24 protein-coding genes and 1 pseudogene are annotated in these 19,186 nt (G+C 69.1%); 15 read left to right on the forward strand and 10 right to left on the reverse strand.

From position 1 onward, the window contains the following. Positions 1-74 precede the first annotated feature (74 nt). Positions 75-740 (reverse strand): ERCC4 domain-containing protein, encoded by a 666-nt coding sequence (locus tag HWV07_RS05690; RefSeq protein WP_178333370.1) that lies wholly within the window; start codon positions 738-740, stop codon positions 75-77. A gap of 109 nt (positions 741-849) precedes the next feature. Between HWV07_RS05690 and HWV07_RS05695 the strand changes: the two genes are divergently transcribed. Continuing rightward, entirely contained in the window at positions 850-1,500 is a 651-nt protein-coding gene (locus HWV07_RS05695) for a metallophosphoesterase family protein (RefSeq protein ID WP_178336000.1), read from the forward strand. 69 nt (positions 1,501-1,569) lie between these two features. On the opposite strand, the gene HWV07_RS05700 is transcribed toward HWV07_RS05695, so the two are convergent. Then, on the reverse strand, positions 1,570-2,211 hold the full coding sequence (locus HWV07_RS05700) for a DUF7110 family protein (RefSeq protein WP_178333371.1): 642 nt from the start codon (positions 2,209-2,211) through the stop codon (positions 1,570-1,572). Positions 2,212-2,337: 126 nt separating this feature from the next. Continuing rightward, complete coding sequence (locus HWV07_RS05705; RefSeq protein WP_178333372.1) at positions 2,338-2,676, reverse strand: glutaredoxin family protein; 339 nt, start codon at positions 2,674-2,676, stop codon at positions 2,338-2,340. Between the two features lie 112 nt (positions 2,677-2,788). Here HWV07_RS05705 and HWV07_RS05710 point away from each other — a divergent pair, with 112 nt between their 5' ends. Both HWV07_RS05710 and HWV07_RS05715 read left to right on the forward strand, forming a co-directional pair. Beyond that, entirely contained in the window at positions 2,789-3,823 is a 1,035-nt protein-coding gene (locus HWV07_RS05710; protein WP_178333373.1) for an NAD(P)/FAD-dependent oxidoreductase, read from the forward strand. A gap of 159 nt (positions 3,824-3,982) precedes the next feature. After that, positions 3,983-5,017, forward strand: coding sequence for a phosphate signaling complex PhoU family protein (locus HWV07_RS05715; protein WP_178333374.1), 1,035 nt, complete (start codon positions 3,983-3,985; stop codon positions 5,015-5,017). Between the two features lie 239 nt (positions 5,018-5,256). On the opposite strand, the gene HWV07_RS20070 is transcribed toward HWV07_RS05715, so the two are convergent. After that, positions 5,257-5,703, reverse strand: a complete 447-nt coding sequence (locus HWV07_RS20070; RefSeq protein ID WP_425487801.1) for a DUF7528 family protein — start codon at positions 5,701-5,703, stop codon at positions 5,257-5,259. Positions 5,704-5,789: 86 nt separating this feature from the next. Next, a complete protein-coding gene (locus tag HWV07_RS05720) occupies positions 5,790-6,908 on the reverse strand; it encodes an LEA/WHy family protein (RefSeq protein WP_178333375.1) in 1,119 nt (372 codons plus the stop codon). A gap of 110 nt (positions 6,909-7,018) precedes the next feature. Here HWV07_RS05720 and HWV07_RS05725 point away from each other — a divergent pair, with 110 nt between their 5' ends. The 4 genes from HWV07_RS05725 (at position 7,019) to HWV07_RS05740 (ending at position 8,777) form a co-directional block, all read left to right on the forward strand. Then, positions 7,019-7,207: a DUF7525 family protein gene (locus HWV07_RS05725; protein ID WP_178333376.1), complete on the forward strand. Its 189-nt coding sequence runs from the start codon at positions 7,019-7,021 to the stop codon at positions 7,205-7,207. Positions 7,208-7,245: 38 nt separating this feature from the next. Beyond that, entirely contained in the window at positions 7,246-7,470 is a 225-nt protein-coding gene (locus tag HWV07_RS05730) for a DUF7123 family protein (protein WP_178333377.1), read from the forward strand. A gap of 81 nt (positions 7,471-7,551) precedes the next feature. Continuing rightward, positions 7,552-7,974, forward strand: coding sequence for an SRPBCC family protein (locus tag HWV07_RS05735; protein ID WP_178333378.1), 423 nt, complete (start codon positions 7,552-7,554; stop codon positions 7,972-7,974). Further along, complete coding sequence (locus tag HWV07_RS05740) at positions 7,971-8,777, forward strand: nitrilase-related carbon-nitrogen hydrolase (protein WP_178333379.1); 807 nt, start codon at positions 7,971-7,973, stop codon at positions 8,775-8,777. Before HWV07_RS05735 ends, HWV07_RS05740 begins: the two co-directional genes overlap by 4 nt. Positions 8,778-9,035: 258 nt before the next feature. On the opposite strand, the gene HWV07_RS05745 is transcribed toward HWV07_RS05740, so the two are convergent. Continuing rightward, positions 9,036-10,544 carry an aldehyde dehydrogenase family protein gene (locus tag HWV07_RS05745; RefSeq protein ID WP_178333380.1) on the reverse strand — a complete coding sequence of 503 codons (1,509 nt, stop codon included), beginning with the start codon at positions 10,542-10,544 and terminating at the stop codon, positions 9,036-9,038. Between the two features lie 111 nt (positions 10,545-10,655). Between HWV07_RS05745 and HWV07_RS19725 the strand changes: the two are divergent. Beyond that, positions 10,656-11,686: pseudogene (locus HWV07_RS19725) on the forward strand (DUF5787 family protein). A gap of 13 nt (positions 11,687-11,699) precedes the next feature. Here the strand turns inward: HWV07_RS19725 and HWV07_RS05755 are convergent. Both HWV07_RS05755 and HWV07_RS05760 read right to left on the reverse strand, forming a co-directional pair. Further along, complete coding sequence (locus HWV07_RS05755) at positions 11,700-12,185, reverse strand: DUF5797 family protein (protein WP_178333382.1); 486 nt, start codon at positions 12,183-12,185, stop codon at positions 11,700-11,702. Between the two features lie 55 nt (positions 12,186-12,240). Then, positions 12,241-13,536: an MFS transporter gene (locus HWV07_RS05760; RefSeq protein WP_178333383.1), complete on the reverse strand. Its 1,296-nt coding sequence runs from the start codon at positions 13,534-13,536 to the stop codon at positions 12,241-12,243. A gap of 88 nt (positions 13,537-13,624) precedes the next feature. Between HWV07_RS05760 and HWV07_RS05765 the strand changes: the two genes are divergently transcribed. From HWV07_RS05765 to HWV07_RS05775, 3 genes are all read left to right on the forward strand, one after another. Next, entirely contained in the window at positions 13,625-13,882 is a 258-nt protein-coding gene (locus HWV07_RS05765; RefSeq protein WP_178333384.1) for a DUF5789 family protein, read from the forward strand. A gap of 40 nt (positions 13,883-13,922) precedes the next feature. Further along, a complete protein-coding gene (locus tag HWV07_RS05770; RefSeq protein ID WP_178333385.1) occupies positions 13,923-14,249 on the forward strand; it encodes a transcription factor S in 327 nt (108 codons plus the stop codon). A 155-nt stretch (positions 14,250-14,404) separates the two neighbouring features. Then, positions 14,405-14,920: a GNAT family N-acetyltransferase gene (locus HWV07_RS05775; protein WP_178333386.1), complete on the forward strand. Its 516-nt coding sequence runs from the start codon at positions 14,405-14,407 to the stop codon at positions 14,918-14,920. Positions 14,921-14,945: 25 nt separating this feature from the next. On the opposite strand, the gene HWV07_RS05780 is transcribed toward HWV07_RS05775, so the two are convergent. Beyond that, positions 14,946-15,377, reverse strand: coding sequence for a pyridoxamine 5'-phosphate oxidase family protein (locus HWV07_RS05780; RefSeq protein WP_178333387.1), 432 nt, complete (start codon positions 15,375-15,377; stop codon positions 14,946-14,948). Between the two features lie 125 nt (positions 15,378-15,502). Between HWV07_RS05780 and HWV07_RS05785 the strand changes: the two genes are divergently transcribed. Continuing rightward, positions 15,503-16,168 carry a LysE family translocator gene (locus HWV07_RS05785; RefSeq protein WP_178333388.1) on the forward strand — a complete coding sequence of 222 codons (666 nt, stop codon included), beginning with the start codon at positions 15,503-15,505 and terminating at the stop codon, positions 16,166-16,168. A gap of 15 nt (positions 16,169-16,183) precedes the next feature. Here the strand turns inward: HWV07_RS05785 and HWV07_RS05790 are convergent, their stop codons facing one another. Continuing rightward, positions 16,184-16,882 carry an HD domain-containing protein gene (locus tag HWV07_RS05790; protein ID WP_178333389.1) on the reverse strand — a complete coding sequence of 233 codons (699 nt, stop codon included), beginning with the start codon at positions 16,880-16,882 and terminating at the stop codon, positions 16,184-16,186. 426 nt (positions 16,883-17,308) lie between these two features. Here HWV07_RS05790 and HWV07_RS05795 point away from each other — a divergent pair, with 426 nt between their 5' ends. From HWV07_RS05795 to HWV07_RS05805, 3 genes are all read left to right on the forward strand, one after another. Beyond that, positions 17,309-17,914 (forward strand): metal-dependent hydrolase, encoded by a 606-nt coding sequence (locus HWV07_RS05795; protein ID WP_178333390.1) that lies wholly within the window; start codon positions 17,309-17,311, stop codon positions 17,912-17,914. 102 nt (positions 17,915-18,016) lie between these two features. Continuing rightward, complete coding sequence (locus tag HWV07_RS05800; RefSeq protein ID WP_246279841.1) at positions 18,017-18,769, forward strand: GNAT family N-acetyltransferase; 753 nt, start codon at positions 18,017-18,019, stop codon at positions 18,767-18,769. Positions 18,770-18,848: 79 nt separating this feature from the next. After that, positions 18,849-19,184 (forward strand): DUF7130 family rubredoxin-like protein, encoded by a 336-nt coding sequence (locus HWV07_RS05805; RefSeq protein ID WP_178333391.1) that lies wholly within the window; start codon positions 18,849-18,851, stop codon positions 19,182-19,184. Positions 19,185-19,186 lie beyond the last annotated feature (2 nt).

Below are 19,186 nucleotides of genomic sequence, written 5' to 3' on the forward strand. Positions count from 1 at the left end.
ACTCGCCGCGGAAACGTCGGCCCGGCGGCGGCCGGACCACGGGCTTTGGAGCCCCGGTCGGCGGGTCCCGTCGGTCACTCCAGCGGTCGGTCCCGGAGGGCGGCGAGGATCGTCCGCGCCCGCGTCTCGCCGATTCCCTCCACCGCGGTCAGCTCCTCGCGGTCGGCGGCCACCAGCTCCGCGACGGTCGGGTAGGCCTCGTAGAGCGCGTCGGCCAGCCCGGGACCGATCCCCTCGATGCAGGCGTACATCCGCTTGGCCGTCGGCGCGCTGCGGTTCGGGACCGAGCCGACGGGCAGGGGGCGACGGGAAGGGTCCTCCAGGTGCTTCCGGCCGAGGCGGACCGCGTAGTCGACCAGGCGCCGGCGGTCGGTACAGGGGACGACCGGTGCCCCGTACCGCGCGGTGATGGAGGCCATCGACCCGCGGAGGGCTTCCGGCGAGACGCCGGTGTCCAGCCGGTCGAGGTCGCCCATGTCGCCCTCCAGCAGGACGTACGCGTGGTCGTAGCGGGCGGTCATCCGCTCGACCTGGTCCTCGAGGTCGGTCCCCGAGCGGCTCATCACCCCGGAGACGTAGTCCCGGAGGGTCTTCCGCTCGACGGCCATCGACTCGACGACCACGTCGTCGGAGTCGAGTCGCTCGACGGTGACCTCGCCGACGTCGTCGTGCTTACGGACGGCGTCGATGACGGCCACCGGTTCCCGGTCGTCGACACGCACGTCGACGGTCGTTGCCATGGACGCGACTACGCGCCGGTCCCGTGTACGAGTGTCGGTCGTCCAACAGGACTGTCCGGGTGCCAGCCACCCCCACGCCTTTTGGCGGTCGGCCGAGAACCACCGGTCGATGCTCGTCCTCGGCGACTCCCACGCCACCACGCCGGACCGCCGGGAGGCCCTGCTCGAGGCCTACCGCGCCGTCGATCCGGAGGCCGCCCTGCACGTCGGCGACATCGAGTACTACGACCTCCCCCGCCCGACGTGGTTCGTCGCCGGCAACAACGAGGACTTCGACGTGATCGACGCGCTCCGCGCGGGCGAGCGACCGGACGGCGTCCGGAACGCGAACCTCCTGGCGAGCACTGCCGCCGACGTCCAGGGGCTCCGCGTCGCCGGCCTCTCGGGGAACTACGCGCCGACCCGCTTCGAGAAGCCCCGCGAGGAGCTCGTCGGCGACCGGCGGCGGCACTTCGTCCGCGACGAGATCGGACGGGCCGCCCGGCTGGAGGACGTCGACGTCTTCCTCACACACGAGGCCCCCGAGGGGCTCATCTACTACGGGTACGACGCCGGCTGCGAGTACGTCACCGACCTGCTGTCGGTCCTCGACCCCGACCTCTGTCTGGTCGGACACCACCACGTCCACCGGGAGGCCGAGATCGCCGGCGTCAGGACCGTGTCCCTCTCGCCGGTATGGCAGGGCTACTATACGCTCGACCCGGAGACCCTGGAGCTATCGTACGAGGACACGCCAGTCGACGCCGAGCCACCCGAGTAGGGGACAGGTCGGCGGGGTGGCCAGGCGTCGCTACCCGGGCGTGAAGATAAGAGAAGCTGAACTGCTCGCTCAGTCCGAGATGAACTTGTTGTCGCGCCAGTTGACGGTGTTCTCGGACTCGCGCTCGCGGGGGTCGTCGATGACCTCGATGCTGGCGGAACGCTCCTCGCCGTCGACGATGCGCGTCGCCTCCAGCTCGTCGTCGACGGCCGCGATGGCCGTCAGCGCGCCCTTGTCGGCGAACTTCGCGAGGTCGCAGAGGACCTCGAACATCGGGTACTGCAGTGCGGTGTTCTGGAGGACGGTCTCGCGGTCGCCCTTGAAGCAGGCGTACTCGACGAGCTTCGAGTTGACCTCGACCTCCTGTTCCTGCACCTGCCCGCCCTCGCCGAAGCTGCTCCACTGCGGGCCGTCGTCGTCGTCACCGCCGCCGCCGGCGGCGCCGTCCTGGGGGTCCGGGGGCGTCTCCTGCCACCCGTCCTCGGTCTCGTAGAGGCGGTTCTCCGTGATCGACGCCTTCAGCTGCGCCGTCGGCGTGTACTTGGAGATGTTGTCCTCGGCGGCGACGGCACTCACGATGAGTGTGTTGTTCCGCCTGGTCACCTCGACGTCCTCGATCTCGACGGGTAGCTCGTACTCGTCGAAGAACTCGTGGACGTCGTCAAGTTTCAGTTCCAGCGTCGAATGAAGTCTGTAAACACGACTGGTCATGGTATCCCTGTCCCACAGAGGGCCGGTATCCCTCTGACGCGAGTGGTCCATCGAAGTGTAGGGGTTCCACCCTTAAATCACCTGCCCTTCGCCGTGGGCCTCATTACCACACGCGTAACCGACCGTTCAGACCGTTAGGGTCTCCGACAACTCGCCGGCCTCGTCGAGCTCCTCGAGGACGTCGCTGCCGCCGACGAACTCGCCGTCGACGTACGCCTGCGGGATCGTCGTCCAGCCGCTGTGCCGCTCCAGGGCGGCGCGGAACTCCTCTATCGACGCCAGCACGTCGACGCACTCCACGTCGTCGCGGTGTCGCCGGATGCGGTTCAGCGCCGCCTCGGAGTAGCCGCACTCCGGGGCCATGGCGGCCCCCTTCATGAACAGGACGACCTCGTTGTCCGCGATGGTCTCGTCGACCAGTTCGTCGACCTCGTCCTGGGGTAACCCCTCTGTATCGAACGACATACTCGGCGTAGGCTCCGCCTTCGGAAAGCCGTTGCGTCCTCGGGCCGCTCGCTGGCGCGGCGCCGACACGATGGCCCCGGAGTTAAGCCCGTGGACGGAATACGACGTTGCGATGACCGACCACTACCAGGTGACCGTCGTCGGCGGCGGCCCCGCCGGGCTGACGACGGCGCTGTACACGACGCGTCTCGGCCACGACACCGCGGTCGTCAACCGCGGCGGCGGCCGCGCGGCGATGATGCTCGACACGCACAACGTCATCGGCGTCACCGAGGACGTCTCGGGCAACGAGTTCCTCGAGACCGCCATCGAGCAGGTCCAGGCCTACGGCGCCGACTACTTCCGCGACTACGTCTCCGACGTCGAGCCGACCGACGAGGGGTTCCGCGTCGACGTCAGCGACGGCGCGTTCACGACCGACCACGTGGTCCTGGCGACCGGCTTCACCGACGAGCGTCCCGACCCGCCGCTGCCCCGCACGGGCCGCGGCCTCCACTACTGTCTCCACTGCGACGCCTACATGTTCGTCGACGAGCCGGTGTTCGTGATGGGCACCGGCGACTCCGCCGCCTACGTCGCGATGATCATGCTCAACTTCACGCCGGAGGTCGACGTCCTGACCCGCGGCGACGACCCGCAGTGGTCCGAGGAGACCGCGGTGATGCTCGAGAACCACCCCGTCGACGTGATCCACGAGGACATCTCCGCCATGGAGAACGACGACGACGGCTGGCTGCGGGCCTTCGAGTTCGAGGACGGGACGCGCCGCGAGTACCGCGGCGGCTTCCCGATGTACGGCTCCGACTACAACACCGAACTCGCCGAGTCCCTCGGCGTCGAACTCAACGACGACGGGACCATCGCCGTCGACGACCACGGCCGGACGAGCGTCGACGGCGTCTACGCCGTCGGCGACGTCACGCCGGGCCACAACCAGATCCCCGTCGCGATGGGCGAGGGCGCCCGCTGCGGCATCGGCAACCACTACGACCTCCGGGCCTTCCCCCGCTCGCTCGACGACATCGAGGAGCAGGGCTCCGTCACCGCCGACGACGTCCCCGGCATCTCCGACCGTCTCCGCGAGCGCGCCCACGCGCACGAGGGCGGGCCGGGCGGCGATCCGGCGGCGGCCACCGACGACGACTGAGAGGCGAGTCGCCGTTCCCACGAACGCGCCATCCTCGTCACTCCTACCCAACTAAGGTCGGTGGGTGTTCGTGGACCGACCTGGCACAATATTATCGCAGTTGTCCACCGACCCGGATATATAGTGAATATTAAGGCCGCGCGTCGCCTGGGGGGTGACATGGAAACACGCAAAGTGCAGCGGCTTGGGCCGTCGACGCTGGCGATGACCCTCCCCGCCGAGTGGGCCGCCGCCCAGGACGTCGAGAAAGGCGACGAGGTGTCGCTGCGGATGGGCAGCAAGGGGACGCTCACCGTCATGCCGGAGTCGGTCCAGCAGGAGGAGAGCGAGGCGGTCATCCACGCCCAGAACCTCGACGCCGACGCCGTCGAGCGCGCCATCGTCGCCCAGTACGTGCTGGGCCGCCGCATCATCCACGTCGAGGTCGAGGACGGCGGCACCCTCGACTCCGCGCAGATCAACGCGGTCTATAACGCCGAGACGCAGCTGATGGGCCTCGGCGTCATCGAGGAGACGCCCGAGCGCATCGCCATCCGCTGTTCGGTCGACCCCGAGGACTTCACCCTCGACAACCTCCTGGAGCGCCTGGAGTCCACCGGCTCGACGATGCGGAACGAGGCCATCAAGGCGCTCGCGCACGGCAACCCCGACCTCGCCCAGCGCGCGCTCAACCGCGAGCGGCAGGCCAACAAGATCTTCGTCCTGCTCCTGCGCCTCATCTTCACCGCCTACCAGAACCCCAACCTCGCCCGCGCCGTCGGCCTCGACTCCGGCTTCCCGCTCATCGGCTACCGCTCCATCGCCAAGAACCTCGAACTGACAGCCGACAACGCCGAGGACATCGCCGAGATCGTCCTCGAGACCGAGGGCCACTCACTGAACGTCGACCAGGCGACGATGCGCCGCATCCGGGAGTTCACCGACCAGGTCAACGAGATCACCGAACTCGGCGTCCGCGCCGCCGTCGAGCGCGACTACGACATGGCCATCGAGACCCGCCAGAAGTTCGCCGAGGTCCGCAACCGAGAGATCGAGATCCTCGACGACCTCGAGGAGATGTCCAACGAGGACCTCCTCCGCGTGCGAGAGGTACTCGTCAGCCTCGGCCAGACCGCCCAGTACGCCGTCCGGAACGCCGAGATCGCGACGAACCTCGCGCTCAACGAGGAGAGCGAGCACGTGACGATTCAATAGAACCGTTTTGCACGGCGGGCCTCGCTCTGCTCGGCCCGCCGGCAAAACCGTTCATGAAAAAGACACGTCGGCCCTCCCTCAGGAAGACTCCCTTCGGTCGTCTTCCAGGGCTCCCGCTCGCTTCGCTCGCGGGACCTCCGGTCGGGCCTTGGTCCCGCGCTCCCGCCGATCGCGTGGTGAACCGCCTCGGGGGTGACCTTCGGACACCCCCTCGGCGGATGCGTTCGTTTACAGATGGTTCAATCCGCAGCGGCGGTCTCCCCATCACCTGCTTTTGCGGATGTCCCGGTCTCCTTCCGTACCCGCAGCGGATTTCGCGAGACCGTCCGGCACTCGAACGACGGGTGCTCGGCGAAGTGCCGGACGACCATGTGTCGACGGGAGCCCGTGATGCCCGTCCGACCCACCGCGTCGGCATCGAAGGTCTCGGGTAACCGCTCGTAGAGCCGCTCCAGGCGGTCGAACGACTCGAAGACCTTCCGGTTACCCGCCGACTCGGCCGCCCGCCGAGAGACGACGTACGTGCCGTCGGCGCGGTACTCCCCCGCGGTGCGGAAGAACTCCTCGCGAGACTCCAGGGCGTCGCCGATGGCCTCGGCTAGCTGGTTCGCTTCCTCGCGGGATAACTCGTGTTCGGCGCCGTCGACGGTCAGGAAGACCGTGTCTGCGTCGGTATTTGCGGTAATTTCACTACTGGAGAACTCGATCCGGAGAGTGACTACTCCGTTCCATACGGGGTAGTCGGACCGGAACGATATAGTTTTGACGCCGGTCAGAGACCGATATCGTCGTCCTCGGCGGCGGTGGCGGTCGGAGTTGTCGTCGAATCGGAAGGTGTCGGCGTCTCGTCGTCCGTCGGCGTCGGTGTCGCAGAGTCACTGTCACCGTCGTCGGCGTTCGCGTCGGCCTCACCGCCGCCGTTCGTCTGGTTCTTCGTACCGAAGATGTCCGTCTCGATGGTCTCCTCGTAGGTGAGTTCGTCCAGCGGGACGCGGACGGTGTTGCCCGTCGGCAGCTCCACGAGCGCGTAGAACTCGATGCGGAGGTCCGTCACCTGGTCGTTGCGGAGGTGGGTCACCCACCAGTCGTCGAGCCGCTGGTTCTGCATCAGGGTGCGCGTCTCGAGGGTCTCCGTGCCGCCGCCGGGGATGACGTAGGAGCCCTCCGAGCGGCCCTCGCCGACCTGCACGTCGTTCATCGTGATCTCGTAGCCGACCTCGGTGATCACGTACGGCTCGACCTGCGGGTTGTACACCTCGAACTCCATGTCGATGGGCGTCTCCCGCTCGGTGGCCTGCCCCCAGGCGGCGCTGGTGCGGTTGACGTAGAGTATCGGGTTGCTCGCCGTCGGCGGCGGGTTCTCGGTCTCCACGGGCCGGGTCTCGTTGGAGTTGAACTGGCCGATGAGGTCGGTCTCGATCTCCCGCTGCTGGGTGACGTCGAACTCGCGGTTCCCGAGGACGGACGTCTCGACGGTGGCGTTGATCGAGACGACGGTCCGCTCGCCGTTGTTCACGTGGCTCTTCCACCATGGCGGGATCCGCGTGTTGTTCATCTCGGAGGTGAACGCCTGGGTGGAGTTGCCGGTGTCGACGTCGAGGCCGACGCCGCCGCCCTCGGCCATCGGCACGTCGTTCATCCGGACCGTGTAGTCGATCTCCGTGTCGCCGAGCTGGACGCCGACGGGGTTGGGGTTGTGCACGACGAGGTCGGTGTGGATCACCGTCGTCTCGTCGGTCACGTCCCCGAAGCGGTTCTCGACGCCCACCACAGACGGCGCGCCGACGGCGCCGACGGCGAACGCGCCCACCAGCGAGGCGACGAGCACGCCGACGACGGCGGCCGCGACCTTCAGTTTCGCGACCCCGAGCAATCCACGGTCGGTGGTCATCGTCCGAGCGAATGGGGTGGCCCAGCATATACTCTGTGGCTCCCAGCGGGCCGCTCGGCCGGCGAACCGCGACCGGTGGGATTTATGTTCGGCGTGCCGTACGGCCGGACATGGAGACCGTCACGATGTCGGACAAGGGTGTCGCGCTGCCGCTGGTGTTCGGGGCCATCGCCGTCATTGCGGCCGTCGGACTGACCGTGTTCGGGTTCACCGGCGACCAGGTCGCCGCCGGCTACTCGTTCGCCCTCGCGATGCTGGCCGGGTCGCTGTCAGTCGCGGCCTACCACGTCTACCCCTGAAGGAACGCCCTTATGCCGTTCCCCGCCCTACACGTACTATGAGCGACCTGAGCGACGAAGACGAGCGGATCCTCTCGCACCTGCGCGAGCGCGCCCAGGGCGGCGACCGCTACTTCCGCGCGAAGCACGTCGCCGAGGCCATCGGCCTGACGGCCAAGCAGGTCGGCGCGCGCCTGCCGCGGCTCGCCGAGCACTCCGAGGACGTCGACATCGAGAAGTGGTCGCGTGCGCGCTCGACGACCTGGCGCGTCACCCCGGAGTGACCCCGACCGCTCGTTTCTCGGACCACCCGCCAGTGCGCACACAAGAGCCGCCCTTTTACCGACGCCCCTCGATTTAGCAGTATGACCGTCCGCGTCGAGCGCGTCTTCGAGTTGCCGGCCCCGCCCGAGGAGGTCTGGGCGTTCATCGCCGACCCCGAGAAGCGCGCCCGCTCGATCAGCGTCGTGGAGGACTTCGAGACGACCGGCGACCGCAAAGCCACCTGGCAGGTCCGCCTGCCGATCCCCCGGATGAAGAAGACGATCAGCGTCGAGACCGAGGACGTCCAGCGGGACGAGCCGACCTTCGTGAAGTTCGTCGGCCGCTCGAAGGGGATGGACGTCCAGGGCGAGCACACCCTCGAGGAGACCGACGGCGGCACGCGGCTGACCAACCGCTTCGTCGTCGACGGGAAGCTCCCCGGCGTCGAGACGTACTTCAAGCGGAAGCTCGACGGCGAACTCGCGAACCTGGAGGCGGCCATCCGCGAGGACCTGGCGAGATGAGGCTCGCGCTCGCCCAGGTCGAGGTCCGGCCCGCCGACGTCGACGGCAACCTCGAGCGCGCCGTCGACGCCGTCGCCGAGGCGGCGGCCGAGGGAGCCGACTGCGTCGCCCTCCCCGAGATATTCGACGTGGGCTACTTCGCCTTCGACGCCTACGCCCGCCACGCCGAGCCGCTGGGCGGGGAGACCCACCGGACCATCGCCGAGGCGGCCGTCGAACACGACGTCGCGGTCCTCGCCGGGACCGTCGTCGAAGACCTCGAAGCCTCCGCCGCAGCCGGCGAAGCGGTCCCGGCCGACGAGGGCCTGGCCAACACCGCCGTGCTCTTCGACGCCGACGGCGAGCGGCGGCTCGTCTACCGGAAGCACCACCTCTTCGGCTACGACTCCGCGGAGGCTCAACTCCTCGTTCCGGGGGAGCGACTCCCCACCGCGGACCTCCTCGGCCACACCGTCGGCGTCACGACCTGCTACGACCTCCGGTTCCCGGAACTCTACCGGAGCCTGGTCGACCAGGGCGCGACGATGGCGCTCGTCCCCAGCGCCTGGCCGTACCCCCGTGTCGAGCACTGGAAGCTGCTGCCGCGCGCCCGCGCGCTGGAGAATCTGATGTACGTCGGAGCCGCGAACGGCTCGGCCTCCTTCGACGACGCGTCCCTCGTGGGCCGCTCGACCGTCTACGACCCCTGGGGGACGCCCGTGGCGACGTCCGACGACGACCCGACCGTCGTCTACGCGGACTGCGACCCCGACCGGGTGGCCGCGGTCCGCGAGGAGTTCCCCGCCCTCCGCGACCGGCGATAACGTCCGACGGAGGTCGGACGCCAGACGAGGGTTTATACGTCACCCCGCCATACGACTAGCTGCCTGAACGACGCTTTTCTCGTCGTGATGGCAAACAACTCCAAGCCCGCCGCACACCCGTCCACCCATCGCGCTGGGTCCGCCCGGTACCCGGCGCACCACCGCGCCTCGGCGTCCGCACCTCCTCCCGCCTTTCCGCGCTTCGAACCGCTCCGCTAGCGACGACGCTGTGAACGCCTCGACGAACGACTCCCGTTTCTAGTCCTCGGTCTTGATGTCGGCGGAGAGGCCCTGTGCCATCTCGATGTCCGAGGAGTTGTTCAGCGTCCACGCGGTGCGCTCGGTGACCGCCTCGATGGCCTCGCGGGCGTGGGGGGCGCCCTGCCCGGAGTGCTTGACGCCGCCGAAGGGCAACTGGACCTCCGCGCCGATACAGGGGAGGTTGCCGTAGGCGAGGCCGACCTCCGCGCGGTCCCGGTACCGGTTAATCTGGCGGTAGTCCTCGCTGACGACGGCGCCGGCCAGCCCGTAGGGGACGTCGTTGTGGATCTCGATGGCGCGGTCGACGTCGCCCTCGTACTCGACGAGCGCGACGTGTGGACCGAAGACCTCCTCCTTCAGACACCGGAGTTCGGGGTCGTACTCGGTCTCGTAGACGAACGGCCCGACCCAGTACCCCTCCTCGTGGCCGTCGGGGATCTCCGCGTCGTCGAGATCCGCGCGGTCGACGAGGACGTTCACGCCCTCCTTCCGGACGAGGTCGTTGTAGCGGTGGAACTTCTCGACCTGGCTCTCGTCGACGACCGGTCCCATGAAGGTGTCCTCCTCGAGGGGGTCGCCGACCGAGACCGTCTCGGCGAGTTCGACGAACCGCTCCTTGAACTCGTCGTAGACGTCCGCGTGGACGATGAGCCGCTCGCTGGAGACGCAGCGCTGCCCCGTCGTCTTGAAGCTGGACATGACTGCCGAGTGGACGGCGATGTCGAGGTCGGCCTCGTCTGTGATGACGACGGCGTTCTTCCCGCCCATCTCGGTGGAGACGTTCTTCGAGGGGTCACGGGCGACCTCCTGGGCGACGCCGTGGCCGACCTCCGCGCTGCCGGTGAACATGACGGTGTCCACGTCACCGTCGACGATGGCGGCGCCGGCGTCGCCGAAGCCCTGGACCATGTTGAACACGCCGTCCGGGATACCGGTGTCGTCGAACATCTCCGCGATGATCTGTCCGCACCACGGCGTCTGCTCGGCGGGCTTCCAGACGACGGTGTTGCCCTCGACGAGCGAGACGGCCATGTGCCAGAACGGGATGGCCACCGGGAAGTTCCACGGCGTGATACACCCCACGACACCGCGCGGTTTCCGCCGCATGTAGGCGTCCTTCGCCGCGATCTCGCTCGGGACGATGTCACCGTGGGGGTGGCGAGCGTTCCCGGCGGCCCACTCGACCATGTGCCAGGCCTCGGTCACGTCGGCCTTCCCCTCGCTGATCTCCTTGCCGCACTCCTTGGTCACGATCTCGCCGAGCTCCTCGTGGCGGTCCCGGAGCTCGTGGTAGATCTCCCAGAGGTACTCCGCGCGATCGACGTACGAGAGGTCCCGCCAGGTCTCGAAGGCCTCGTCGGCGGCCGCGACCGCGTCCTCGACGTCGGCCTCGGTCCCGCGCGGGAACGTCCCGAGGACCTCGCCGTTCGCCGGGTTCACGCTCTCGAAGTCGTCGCCGCCTCCGGCGACCCACTCGCCGTCGACGTAGTGGTCGTGCTCGGCCATGCGGCAACACTTGCGCGCCCCAGCCAAAAAGTTGCCCGACGGTCGGGGACGCCGCGCCACTGGACATCACTTTCACCGTACGGCGAACGGCTTACGTCCCGCCGCCCCCGACTGGCGGCCGTGAAGGAGTTCGGGTTCGAGTTGCGGGTGTGTTCGTGGGCGGAGCGACACTGGCCGCCGGCCGGCGAGCGCGACGGCGCGGCCGTCGTCGCCCGGCAGCTCGGAACCCAGCGGCGCCGCTGGGACACCGTAGTGATTCAGACGAGCGACGCGGCCCTCGAGCAGCGTGCGGCCTTCGGCGAGGAGCGGCTGGACTCGGACCTGCTGCACGTCGCCCGCAACGCGCCCGCCTCGTGGGCGTACTACCGCGAGGCCCTCCCCGACCCCGGCTGCCCCTGGCGGTACGTCCGCGAGGCCGTCCACCGCGCCGCCGACCGGGGGTTCGTCGAGACCCGGCGGGACGGCAACCGGATCGAGCTCCGGCGGCGCTACCGCTACCCCGACTGGGTCGACCGCATCGTCGCCGTCGAGAACAAGCCGAACCTCGACGCCTCCGCCGCGCGGGTGCTGGCCGACCAGCTCGAACACGACGTCGCGCTGTCGCTGGCCGACGAGGTGTGGCTGGCGACGCGGGCGACCGGCGAGGAGATCGAGCCGGCGCTGCTGGAGGCCATGCCCGTCGAGGTCGGCATCCTCGCCGTCTCCGAGCGGGACGGCGAGTGGCACGCGGAGCCGGTGTGGCACCCGCGGACGCTGCCCGTCGACGACCCGGGGACGCGCATCCTCGAACGGCCCTCGGGCGGCGCCCACGACGAGTCGGCCGCGCGGTTCGAGTACGCCGACTCCGAGTGGAAGCGGGGCAAGCGCCTGGAGATCGCCGAGCGGGCCTACGAGCGCGGGTGGCGCTCCTACGTCGACACGATGCGGCCGGACTGCCGGCACTTCGAACTGCGCGACCCCGCGGGGCCGTTCCGTGGTGCGCCGCGAAGGGACACGAGCAGACCGCGGCGGAGTGCTCCTCGCGCTGTGCCAGCCTGGAACCGGAGCCGCCGGCGTGGCGCTCGAAGGACTGGCCCATCGAGGGCGGCCCCGGGAAGGCGGCGAAGCGACTGCTGGCGGAGAAACGAGAGCGAAAGCGGTAGCGGGGCCCGGAGGTTACGCTTCGGCGGGGTCGTCGAGGACCTCGACGGTGAGCGTGTCGCGCTCGACGGCCAGCCGGAACGTCGGGACGGTCTTCTGGACGATCTCGACGACGCCGCGGTCCTCGAGGCTCCGCAGCGCCGACCGGACGGCGTCGGTCTCGGAGTCGAAACCAGCGTCCTCGAGGTCGTGGAGGACCGAGACGACGCTCTGGGGCTCCTCCTCGGGGCCGGCCAGGACGTCGACGATGCGGGCCTGCAGTTCCGGCACGCGGAGGACCTCCTCGTCGACGTCGATCCCCACGATCTCGGCCGCCTCCGGCGTCGCGCAGATGAGGCTGTTCTCGTCGCGGTAGTAGTAGTCCTTCAGCTCGGACTCGAGGTACTGGTGGACCTCGCTGCCGCTCTCCATGTCCCAGCGGTCCTGCAGTTCGCCGTTCTTCGTCGGCTGCAGCGCGACCAGGTCCGCGAGGCGCGATTCGGCCTCCTCCGAGAGTGTCATCGCCACCGCCTACGTCGGACTGGTAGAAAAAAGAGCCGTCTCCGGGAGCCGGCCGTCAGCCGCTGCGCCACGGCGGCCCCCACTCGAAGGTCGCCCCCTCGAGGGTCTCCTCGACCTGGGTGACCACCAGCAGGAGCGCGACCACGGCCAATGCGGCCCCGATCGCGAACGGTGTCACGAAACCGTACCCGTAGAGGACGCCCGAGGCGAGCGGGCCGATGGCGGTGCCGAACCCGAAGGCCATCGTCAGCACCGACAGCGTCGTCCCGGACTGCCCCTCCTTGGCGAGGTCCCCGGCGACGGCGAGGGCGGGGGCGAACACCATCGCCACGGAGACGCCGTGGAGGAGCCGGACCACGAGCATCGTCCACGGCGAGCGGACGAGCCCCTGGGCGAGCACCGCGGGCGCGAGGACGACCAGCCCGACGACGAGGAACGGCTTCCGGCCGACGCGGTCGGCGGCGCGGCCGATGGGCACCTGCAGCAGGACGTTGGCGATGACGACCGCGGAGAACTGGACGCCGAACCAGGTCGGTCCCTGACCGAGTCGGCTGTTGATCGGCTCCTGCAGCGTCGCGAAGAGCGCGATGCTGATGGCCATGAACAGCGTCGCGACGCCGAGGACGAACACGGGGTCGAGGGTCCGGTTCGGGGCCTCGTCGGCGAGGACGGCGACGGAGAGCTCGTCGGAGGCGTCGGCCGCCGCCATCTCCGGCTCCTCGATGAGCACCAGCACGAGCGTGAAGCTCACGAGGGCGCCGACGACGGCGACGCCGAAGGCGGCGTTGAACCCCGACAGCGTCGCGCCGGGGGCGAGCGCGTACGGGCCGCCCTGGACGACCAGACCCGCGACGATGGGGCCGAAGCCGAAGCCGATGAGCCGGAAGGTGTTGAACACGCCGAAGTTGCCGCCGCGCTCGGCGTCGCTGCGGGCGAGGTCGTTCACCAAGGCGATGGTCGTCGGGATGACGAACGCGCCGCCGACGCCCTGCAGCGCCCGGACGACGAGCAGCGCCTCGTAGCTGTCGACGAGCGCGTAGGCGACGCTCATCGCGGCGAGGACGAGCAGCCCGAAGAGGATGTACACCTTCCGCCTGGCCGTCCGGTCGGAGAGCCGTCCGGTGAACGGCTGACTGAAGCTGTTGAAGAAGCCGAACAGCGACAGCGCGACCCCGATGAGCAGCTCCTCGGTCAGCGGAATGCCGAGTACCGACGTCCCCTCGTAGCCCGGCATCGGGAGGTCACCGCTGGCGATGTACAACGGCAGGACGATGATGAGAAACGAGTTCGCGACGGCGTCTGCCATCCGCGCCAGCGCCAGCACGACGACACGGCGGTCCGTCCCGAACATCTACCGGAGCGACGGGTGGCCGGCCTTTTACGCTTCCGAAGCCGGCGCTCCGCGACGGACCTTTCCCGCTGGACGCCGTCGTGTGAGTATGGGGAACACCATCAAGCTCAGCCGGCTCGACGAGCCGCTCGGGAGGCTCTCGTATCCGGTCTCGCGGGGCGCGGCGGCCGACCGACTGGACGACGTCACGGTGCGACTGGCGAACGGCGAGGCGAACCTGGGGGAACTCGTCGGGTCGGTCTCCAGCGAGGACTTCGAGTCGGCCGACGACCTCCGCGACGAGCTCTACGAGTACCTGCCCGAGGCGGCCCTCGGCGAACCCGGCCAGTCGGAGGGCGACGCCTGAATCCCGCCGTTTAAGTACGCGGCCGGCCCCAGGTACGGACATGGAATTCTGCGACGAGTGCGGGTCGATGATGCACAGCGACGACGGGCTGTGGGTCTGTAGCTCCTGCGACCACGAGAAGGCCCGCGACGAGGCGACGGAGGCCGCGATGACGACGACACAGGGTCAGGACACCGACAGCGGCCCGGTCGACATGTCCGAGGTCGACGACTCCGAGATCGGACCGACGACGAAGGTCAAGTGCCCCGAGTGCGGACACGACCGCGCCCGCTACGAGATGAAGCAGATCCGCGCCGCCGACGAGTCCGAGACGCGCTTCTTCACCTGCGTCGAGTGCGACCACAAGTGGCGCGAGGACGACCACTGAACGCAGCCGACCGACCCTCCGTCGCGTCGCTGCCCGACTGAACGTTCAGGAACGTCGCGCTCGGTGCTGCTACACCTCCTCGTGTGCAGGAGTCATCGAACAGCCCCGGCTGTCGGATGGCCGGGATTGGTATGCCGGCGGGTCGGAGTCGTGCCATGGAGATCCGACGGCTCGAAGACGCCGACGACGTCAGAGCGGTCGCTCGCGTCAACGCGAGCGCGTGGCGGGCGGCCTACGACGGCGTCGTCGACGACGAAGTGCTGGCGGGACTTGACTTCGAACCGCCGTCCGAGCAGATCGCCGAACGGCTCGACGCCTGGCGAGGCGAGCCGGGCGTGTTCCTCGTCGCCGAATCCGACGGTACCGTCGTCGGGTACGCCGACTTCCGCTGGGGCGAGCAGACGAAGGCCTTCGTCGGGGACGATGATGCTGGCCTCAAGGCCATCTACGTCCACCCGGAGCGGTGGGGTGAGGGCGTCGGCACCGCGCTGCTCGAGCGGGGCCTGGATGAACTCCCGGACGACATCCGCTGGCTCAGACTCGAGACGCTCGCCGAGAACGAGGCCGCGAAGCGGTTCTACGAGGCCCGCGGGTTCGAACGGACCGGCGCGGCCGAGGCAAAGATCGGCAACGAGTCGTACCCGACCACCGTCTACACGCTCGAACGGTGAACGCTGCTCGAGCGGTCGGCGCCCGTCAGTCGTAGTCCTGCAGGGTCGCGGACCCGATCTCGATCTCCAGCAGCGCGTAGTCGACGCCGGGTTCGCCGGGGTCGGTATCGGCGTCGACCGCGTCGCCGCCGTCGGTCTCGTAGTCGTCGTAGGCCGCGTACACCCAGCGGTTGGCCGCGGCGATCCGGTCGACGTCGTCGACGACGGTCGCGTGCCCGAGCATCGTGACGCCCCAGTCGACCCCGCTCTGGGGGTCGGCCTTCTCGATGGACACCGAGACCCGCGGGTTCTGACGGACGTTCTCCAGTTTCTTCCCCCCGGTCAGCGTGTAGAGCGTGCCGTCCCGGTAGCCGTACCAGACAGGGGCGACGTGGGGTCGGTCGTCGACCGACGTCGCCAGGTGGGCCGACAGCGGCGCCCCCTTGATCCGGCGTTCGATCGCTGCGTCGACTGGCATAGCATTACTTCGGCCCTCGGTCAAATATATCCGCGGGCCGGTGCAGGCCGTCGCGAGCGCTCCGGGGCGTGTCACGGACGCTCATCACGCCACGCTTTTGCCCGCCCGACCGGAACCGACTGTCGATGACGCTCGTGACGACGTTCCTCGCGGGGGTGGTCTTCGGGCTGGCGCTGGCGGCGCCGCCGGGCCCGATGAACGCCATCATCGCCGAGGAGTCGGTGCTCCGCGGCTGGCGGTCGGGGTTCAGGGCTGGGCTGGGGGCGATGACGGCCGACCTCGTCTTCCTGGGGCTGGCGCTCGTCGGCGCCGTCGCCGTCGTCGAGCGCGCGCCGATCCTCCGGAACGCGATGGTCGCCGCCGGCGGCGTCCTGATGCTGTACTTCGCCTACGGCGCCGCCCGCGGCGCCGAAGAGAGCTTCCGGACCGACGCGGCGCCGGACAGCCGCGGCTTCACGAAGGCGTTCGTCCTCGCGCTGACGAACCCCTACCAGATCCTCTTCTGGCTGACCGTCGGCGTCGGACTGCTGGCGCCGGGCCGGATCGACGTGCTCTCGTACGCCAGCGAGGCGCTCGCGGGGCTGGTCGTCGTCGAGACCGGTCACCCCACGCTGCTCGTCGGGTTCTTCGGCGGCATCGTGGTCTGGATCACGGGGTTCCCGGCGGCCCTCACGGCCGCCGAGAGGCGGACGGAGCGGCTGGCGCCGGCGGTCGCCCTCGGCAGCGCCGCGCTGCTGGCGCTGTTCGGCGTCTACTTCCTCTACGACGCGGCCTCGGGGTTCGCCGCCTGACCAGTACGGACCGTATCAGGCGTCGAACTCCACGGCCGAGTCCGCCTCCATGTCGGAGACCTCGCCCTCGAGCCACTCCTTGAACCACCGGACGCGCTTGATCCGCTGGTGGGCGATGCTCTCGGCGGTCTCGGAGCGGACCCGCGAGATGGCGTCCTCGCCGCGCTCGAGGACGCGGCCGACCATCTCGTTGGCGTCCATGTGCGTGCGGGCCTCGTAGCCCATCCGCAGGAGCATCAGCGCCGTCCCGTTGGCGCCGACCTTGTCGAGTAGGTCGGCCTCCATGAGGCACTGCGTCTCCAGCGGGACGTCCCCGAGGTCGCCCTCGAAGGAGTGGTCGGCGACGGCGTCGCAGACCTGCTGGACGAACGACTCCGGATAGTCGGTCCGGGACTCCAGGTACTCGCGGGCGACGCGGGCGCCCGCCTCCGCGTGGACGTCCTGGTCGGCCTCCAGTTTCGCGATGTCGTGGAACAGCGCCGCGACGCGGGTCACGTCGACGTTGGCGCCCTCCTGCTTTGCGATCTCGGTCGCCAGTTCGGTCACGTTGAGGATGTGGTTGTACCGGTACTCCGCGGAGTGCCACGGGTACCAGCGCATCCGGCCCCCCTCCTCCTCGCTCTCGACGCTCGCGGCGAGGTAGTCGTGGACGAACCCCTTCATCTCCTCGAACTCGTCGTCGGAGACGGGCGATTCCCTGATCTCAACACCCATGTATCCACCTCCAGGCGAAGGAGTCGAACGAATCGAATGCGTCGGTCATCTTACCCGAAAAAAGGTAGGTTCCACTCTTTAGGTTTACGACAACCGTGTTCGGCCTCGCGCCGGGCGCTATACGGCCGATATCGGCCAGAACACGGAGACTGCGCGCCGACGAGGGTGTTCTGTGACAACTCGTTACACGCTACTTGTTACCGATAGTCGTTACTTACGGCCGCTACTACCCCCGTACGAACCGCAGGTCCATACAGAGGAACGATCCAGCGGCGGGTCTCAATTCTTCTCCGCATTCCTAGACTGGTAGACACGAAAGATCGTCTTACCGGCGCCCTACCCCCGCGTAGCACGGTCTTGCGGTCACTCGACGGCGTCCTGCAGTCGGCGACGGCCTTATGCCGCCCAGTAGCCTGGGTAGGGTACATGATGCTGCCGACGCACGCGCTGGTCGGGCTGGCCCTCGCCACCCCGCTGGCGCTGTACGCGCCGGAGTTCGCCCCAGCGGCGCTGCTCGGCGCCCTCGTCGGGGGGATCCTCCCCGACCTCGACATGTACGCCGGCCACCGGAAGACGCTCCACTTCCCGACCGGCTACCCCGTCGCCGCCGTCCCGGCGGCGCTGCTGGCGGTCGCCTGGCCGACCGCGGCGACGGTCGCGCTCGCCCTCGGCCTGCTGGCGGCCGCCGTCCACTGCCGGATGGACGTCTACGGCGGGGGCCTGGAGCTCCGCCCCTGGGAGGGCACCTCCGACCGGGCGGTCTACGACCACGCGCGCGGGGAGTGGCTGCCGCCGCGGCGGTTCATCGCCTACGACGGCTCCCCCGGCGACCTCGCGCTCGCCGCCCTCGTCGGCGTCCCGCTGTTCGTCGTCCTCGACGGCGCCTTCGCGGTCGTCGTCGCCGTCGCCCTCACCGTCGCGACGGTGTACGTGGCGCTGCGCCGCGTCCTCGCGGAACTCGCGCCGACGGTCTTCCGGCGGGTGCCCGAGCCGCTCTCCGAGTACGTGCCCGAGCGGTACGACGGCAGTTGAGCCCTCCCGGCGCGTCCAGGCCGGGCCGGTCCCGTTCGACGTTCATACAACATTCGCTGCGGAGGTTCGGTTTTATGACACCGCGGGCTGTAACTCACTACCATGGAAGCAACACAGGCGACCGACGGCTCGCTGACCGTCCGCGAGGCGACCGAGGACGACGGCCCCGCGGTGCGCTCGATCGCGCTGCGGTCGATGGAGGCCTCCTACTCGCTGAGCCCCAGCACCATCGAGAGCGCGATCCAGCAGTGGTACGGCGTCGACAGCTTCTCGGAGAAGCTGGACGACGAGGAGGTCCTGCTGCTCGTCGCCGAACGGGACGGCGAGCCGGTCGCCTTCTCGGAGAGCGTCATCGTCGAGGACCGCGGCGACATCCACTGGCTCCACGTCGCCGCCATGTACCGCGGCGAGGGTATCGGCCAAGAGCTCTACGAGGAGACCCGCGAACGCCTGGAGAACGCCGGCGCCGAGACCATCCGCGGGCTGGTCCTCTCGATGAACACCGAGGGCAACCGGTTCTGGGAGCGCCGCGGCCTGATGAAGATCGGCGAGGGGAGCGTCGAGATCGACGGCACCGCCTTCGTCGAGAACGTCTACGTCGACCAGGACCACGTCGACCTCCAGCCGATCACCGTCGACGGGCGTGAGCTGTACATCGACCGGACGGACTCCGACCGCGGCTCCGACGGCCCGTTCTACACGGTGTACACCGACGACGACCGGGAGAACCGCTATAGCTACTACTGCGGCGCCTGCGAGTCGCTCGTCACCTCGATGGACTCCATGGGCCGGCTCTCCTGCGAGGAGTGCGGCAATCAGATGAAGCCCACCCGGTGGGACGCCGCGTACATGTAACCGGACCGCGTCCGCGGGCAGGTTGCCGGTTGGCTGGGAGCACGCGAACCATTTTCCCGTCGCCCTTCGTAGGTCAGGTATGAGCAACCAGGAGAACCCGACCACCGACGAGCTCGCCGACGACATCGAGGAACTCGAGATCGAGTTCGGCGACAGCCTCTACACCGACGACGGCGACGAGGTCGGCATCGTCCAGGGCCTGGACGATGGACGGGTCATCGTCAGCGTCCGGGAGGGCGCCCAGGTGCTCGGGCTCGAGCGCCACCAGAAGTCCGGACAGAGCTTCGGCGAGGCCGAGCTAATGTGGCGCTGCATGGAGTGCGGCGAGATGGGCGAGATCGAGGACGGCCTCCCCGATAACTGCCCGAACTGCGGGGTCGAGAAGGAAGACCTGATGTACTGGACGGAGGACTGAGG

This window comes from Natronomonas salina (assembly GCF_013391105.1).
In the GTDB taxonomy this organism is placed as follows: domain Archaea; phylum Halobacteriota; class Halobacteria; order Halobacteriales; family Haloarculaceae; genus Natronomonas; species Natronomonas salina.

What these genes read in the sequence shown, in the direction of transcription:
- HWV07_RS05690 (WP_178333370.1), bottom strand. Translation starts at nt 740, where the DNA reads ATGGCAACGACCGTCGACGTGCGTGTCGACGACCGGGAACCGGTGGCC.
- HWV07_RS05695 (WP_178336000.1), top strand. Translation starts at nt 850, where the DNA reads ATGCTCGTCCTCGGCGACTCCCACGCCACCACGCCGGACCGCCGGGAG.
- HWV07_RS05700 (WP_178333371.1), bottom strand. Translation starts at nt 2,211, where the DNA reads ATGACCAGTCGTGTTTACAGACTTCATTCGACGCTGGAACTGAAACTT.
- HWV07_RS05705 (WP_178333372.1), bottom strand. Translation starts at nt 2,676, where the DNA reads ATGTCGTTCGATACAGAGGGGTTACCCCAGGACGAGGTCGACGAACTG.
- HWV07_RS05710 (WP_178333373.1), top strand. Translation starts at nt 2,789, where the DNA reads ATGACCGACCACTACCAGGTGACCGTCGTCGGCGGCGGCCCCGCCGGG.
- HWV07_RS05715 (WP_178333374.1), top strand. Translation starts at nt 3,983, where the DNA reads ATGGAAACACGCAAAGTGCAGCGGCTTGGGCCGTCGACGCTGGCGATG.
- HWV07_RS05720 (WP_178333375.1), bottom strand. Translation starts at nt 6,908, where the DNA reads ATGACCACCGACCGTGGATTGCTCGGGGTCGCGAAACTGAAGGTCGCG.
- HWV07_RS05725 (WP_178333376.1), top strand. Translation starts at nt 7,019, where the DNA reads ATGGAGACCGTCACGATGTCGGACAAGGGTGTCGCGCTGCCGCTGGTG.
- HWV07_RS05730 (WP_178333377.1), top strand. Translation starts at nt 7,246, where the DNA reads ATGAGCGACCTGAGCGACGAAGACGAGCGGATCCTCTCGCACCTGCGC.
- HWV07_RS05735 (WP_178333378.1), top strand. Translation starts at nt 7,552, where the DNA reads ATGACCGTCCGCGTCGAGCGCGTCTTCGAGTTGCCGGCCCCGCCCGAG.
- HWV07_RS05740 (WP_178333379.1), top strand. Translation starts at nt 7,971, where the DNA reads ATGAGGCTCGCGCTCGCCCAGGTCGAGGTCCGGCCCGCCGACGTCGAC.
- HWV07_RS05745 (WP_178333380.1), bottom strand. Translation starts at nt 10,544, where the DNA reads ATGGCCGAGCACGACCACTACGTCGACGGCGAGTGGGTCGCCGGAGGC.
- HWV07_RS05755 (WP_178333382.1), bottom strand. Translation starts at nt 12,185, where the DNA reads ATGACACTCTCGGAGGAGGCCGAATCGCGCCTCGCGGACCTGGTCGCG.
- HWV07_RS05760 (WP_178333383.1), bottom strand. Translation starts at nt 13,536, where the DNA reads ATGTTCGGGACGGACCGCCGTGTCGTCGTGCTGGCGCTGGCGCGGATG.
- HWV07_RS05765 (WP_178333384.1), top strand. Translation starts at nt 13,625, where the DNA reads ATGGGGAACACCATCAAGCTCAGCCGGCTCGACGAGCCGCTCGGGAGG.
- HWV07_RS05770 (WP_178333385.1), top strand. Translation starts at nt 13,923, where the DNA reads ATGGAATTCTGCGACGAGTGCGGGTCGATGATGCACAGCGACGACGGG.
- HWV07_RS05775 (WP_178333386.1), top strand. Translation starts at nt 14,405, where the DNA reads ATGGAGATCCGACGGCTCGAAGACGCCGACGACGTCAGAGCGGTCGCT.
- HWV07_RS05780 (WP_178333387.1), bottom strand. Translation starts at nt 15,377, where the DNA reads ATGCCAGTCGACGCAGCGATCGAACGCCGGATCAAGGGGGCGCCGCTG.
- HWV07_RS05785 (WP_178333388.1), top strand. Translation starts at nt 15,503, where the DNA reads ATGACGCTCGTGACGACGTTCCTCGCGGGGGTGGTCTTCGGGCTGGCG.
- HWV07_RS05790 (WP_178333389.1), bottom strand. Translation starts at nt 16,882, where the DNA reads ATGGGTGTTGAGATCAGGGAATCGCCCGTCTCCGACGACGAGTTCGAG.
- HWV07_RS05795 (WP_178333390.1), top strand. Translation starts at nt 17,309, where the DNA reads ATGATGCTGCCGACGCACGCGCTGGTCGGGCTGGCCCTCGCCACCCCG.
- HWV07_RS05800 (WP_246279841.1), top strand. Translation starts at nt 18,017, where the DNA reads ATGGAAGCAACACAGGCGACCGACGGCTCGCTGACCGTCCGCGAGGCG.
- HWV07_RS05805 (WP_178333391.1), top strand. Translation starts at nt 18,849, where the DNA reads ATGAGCAACCAGGAGAACCCGACCACCGACGAGCTCGCCGACGACATC.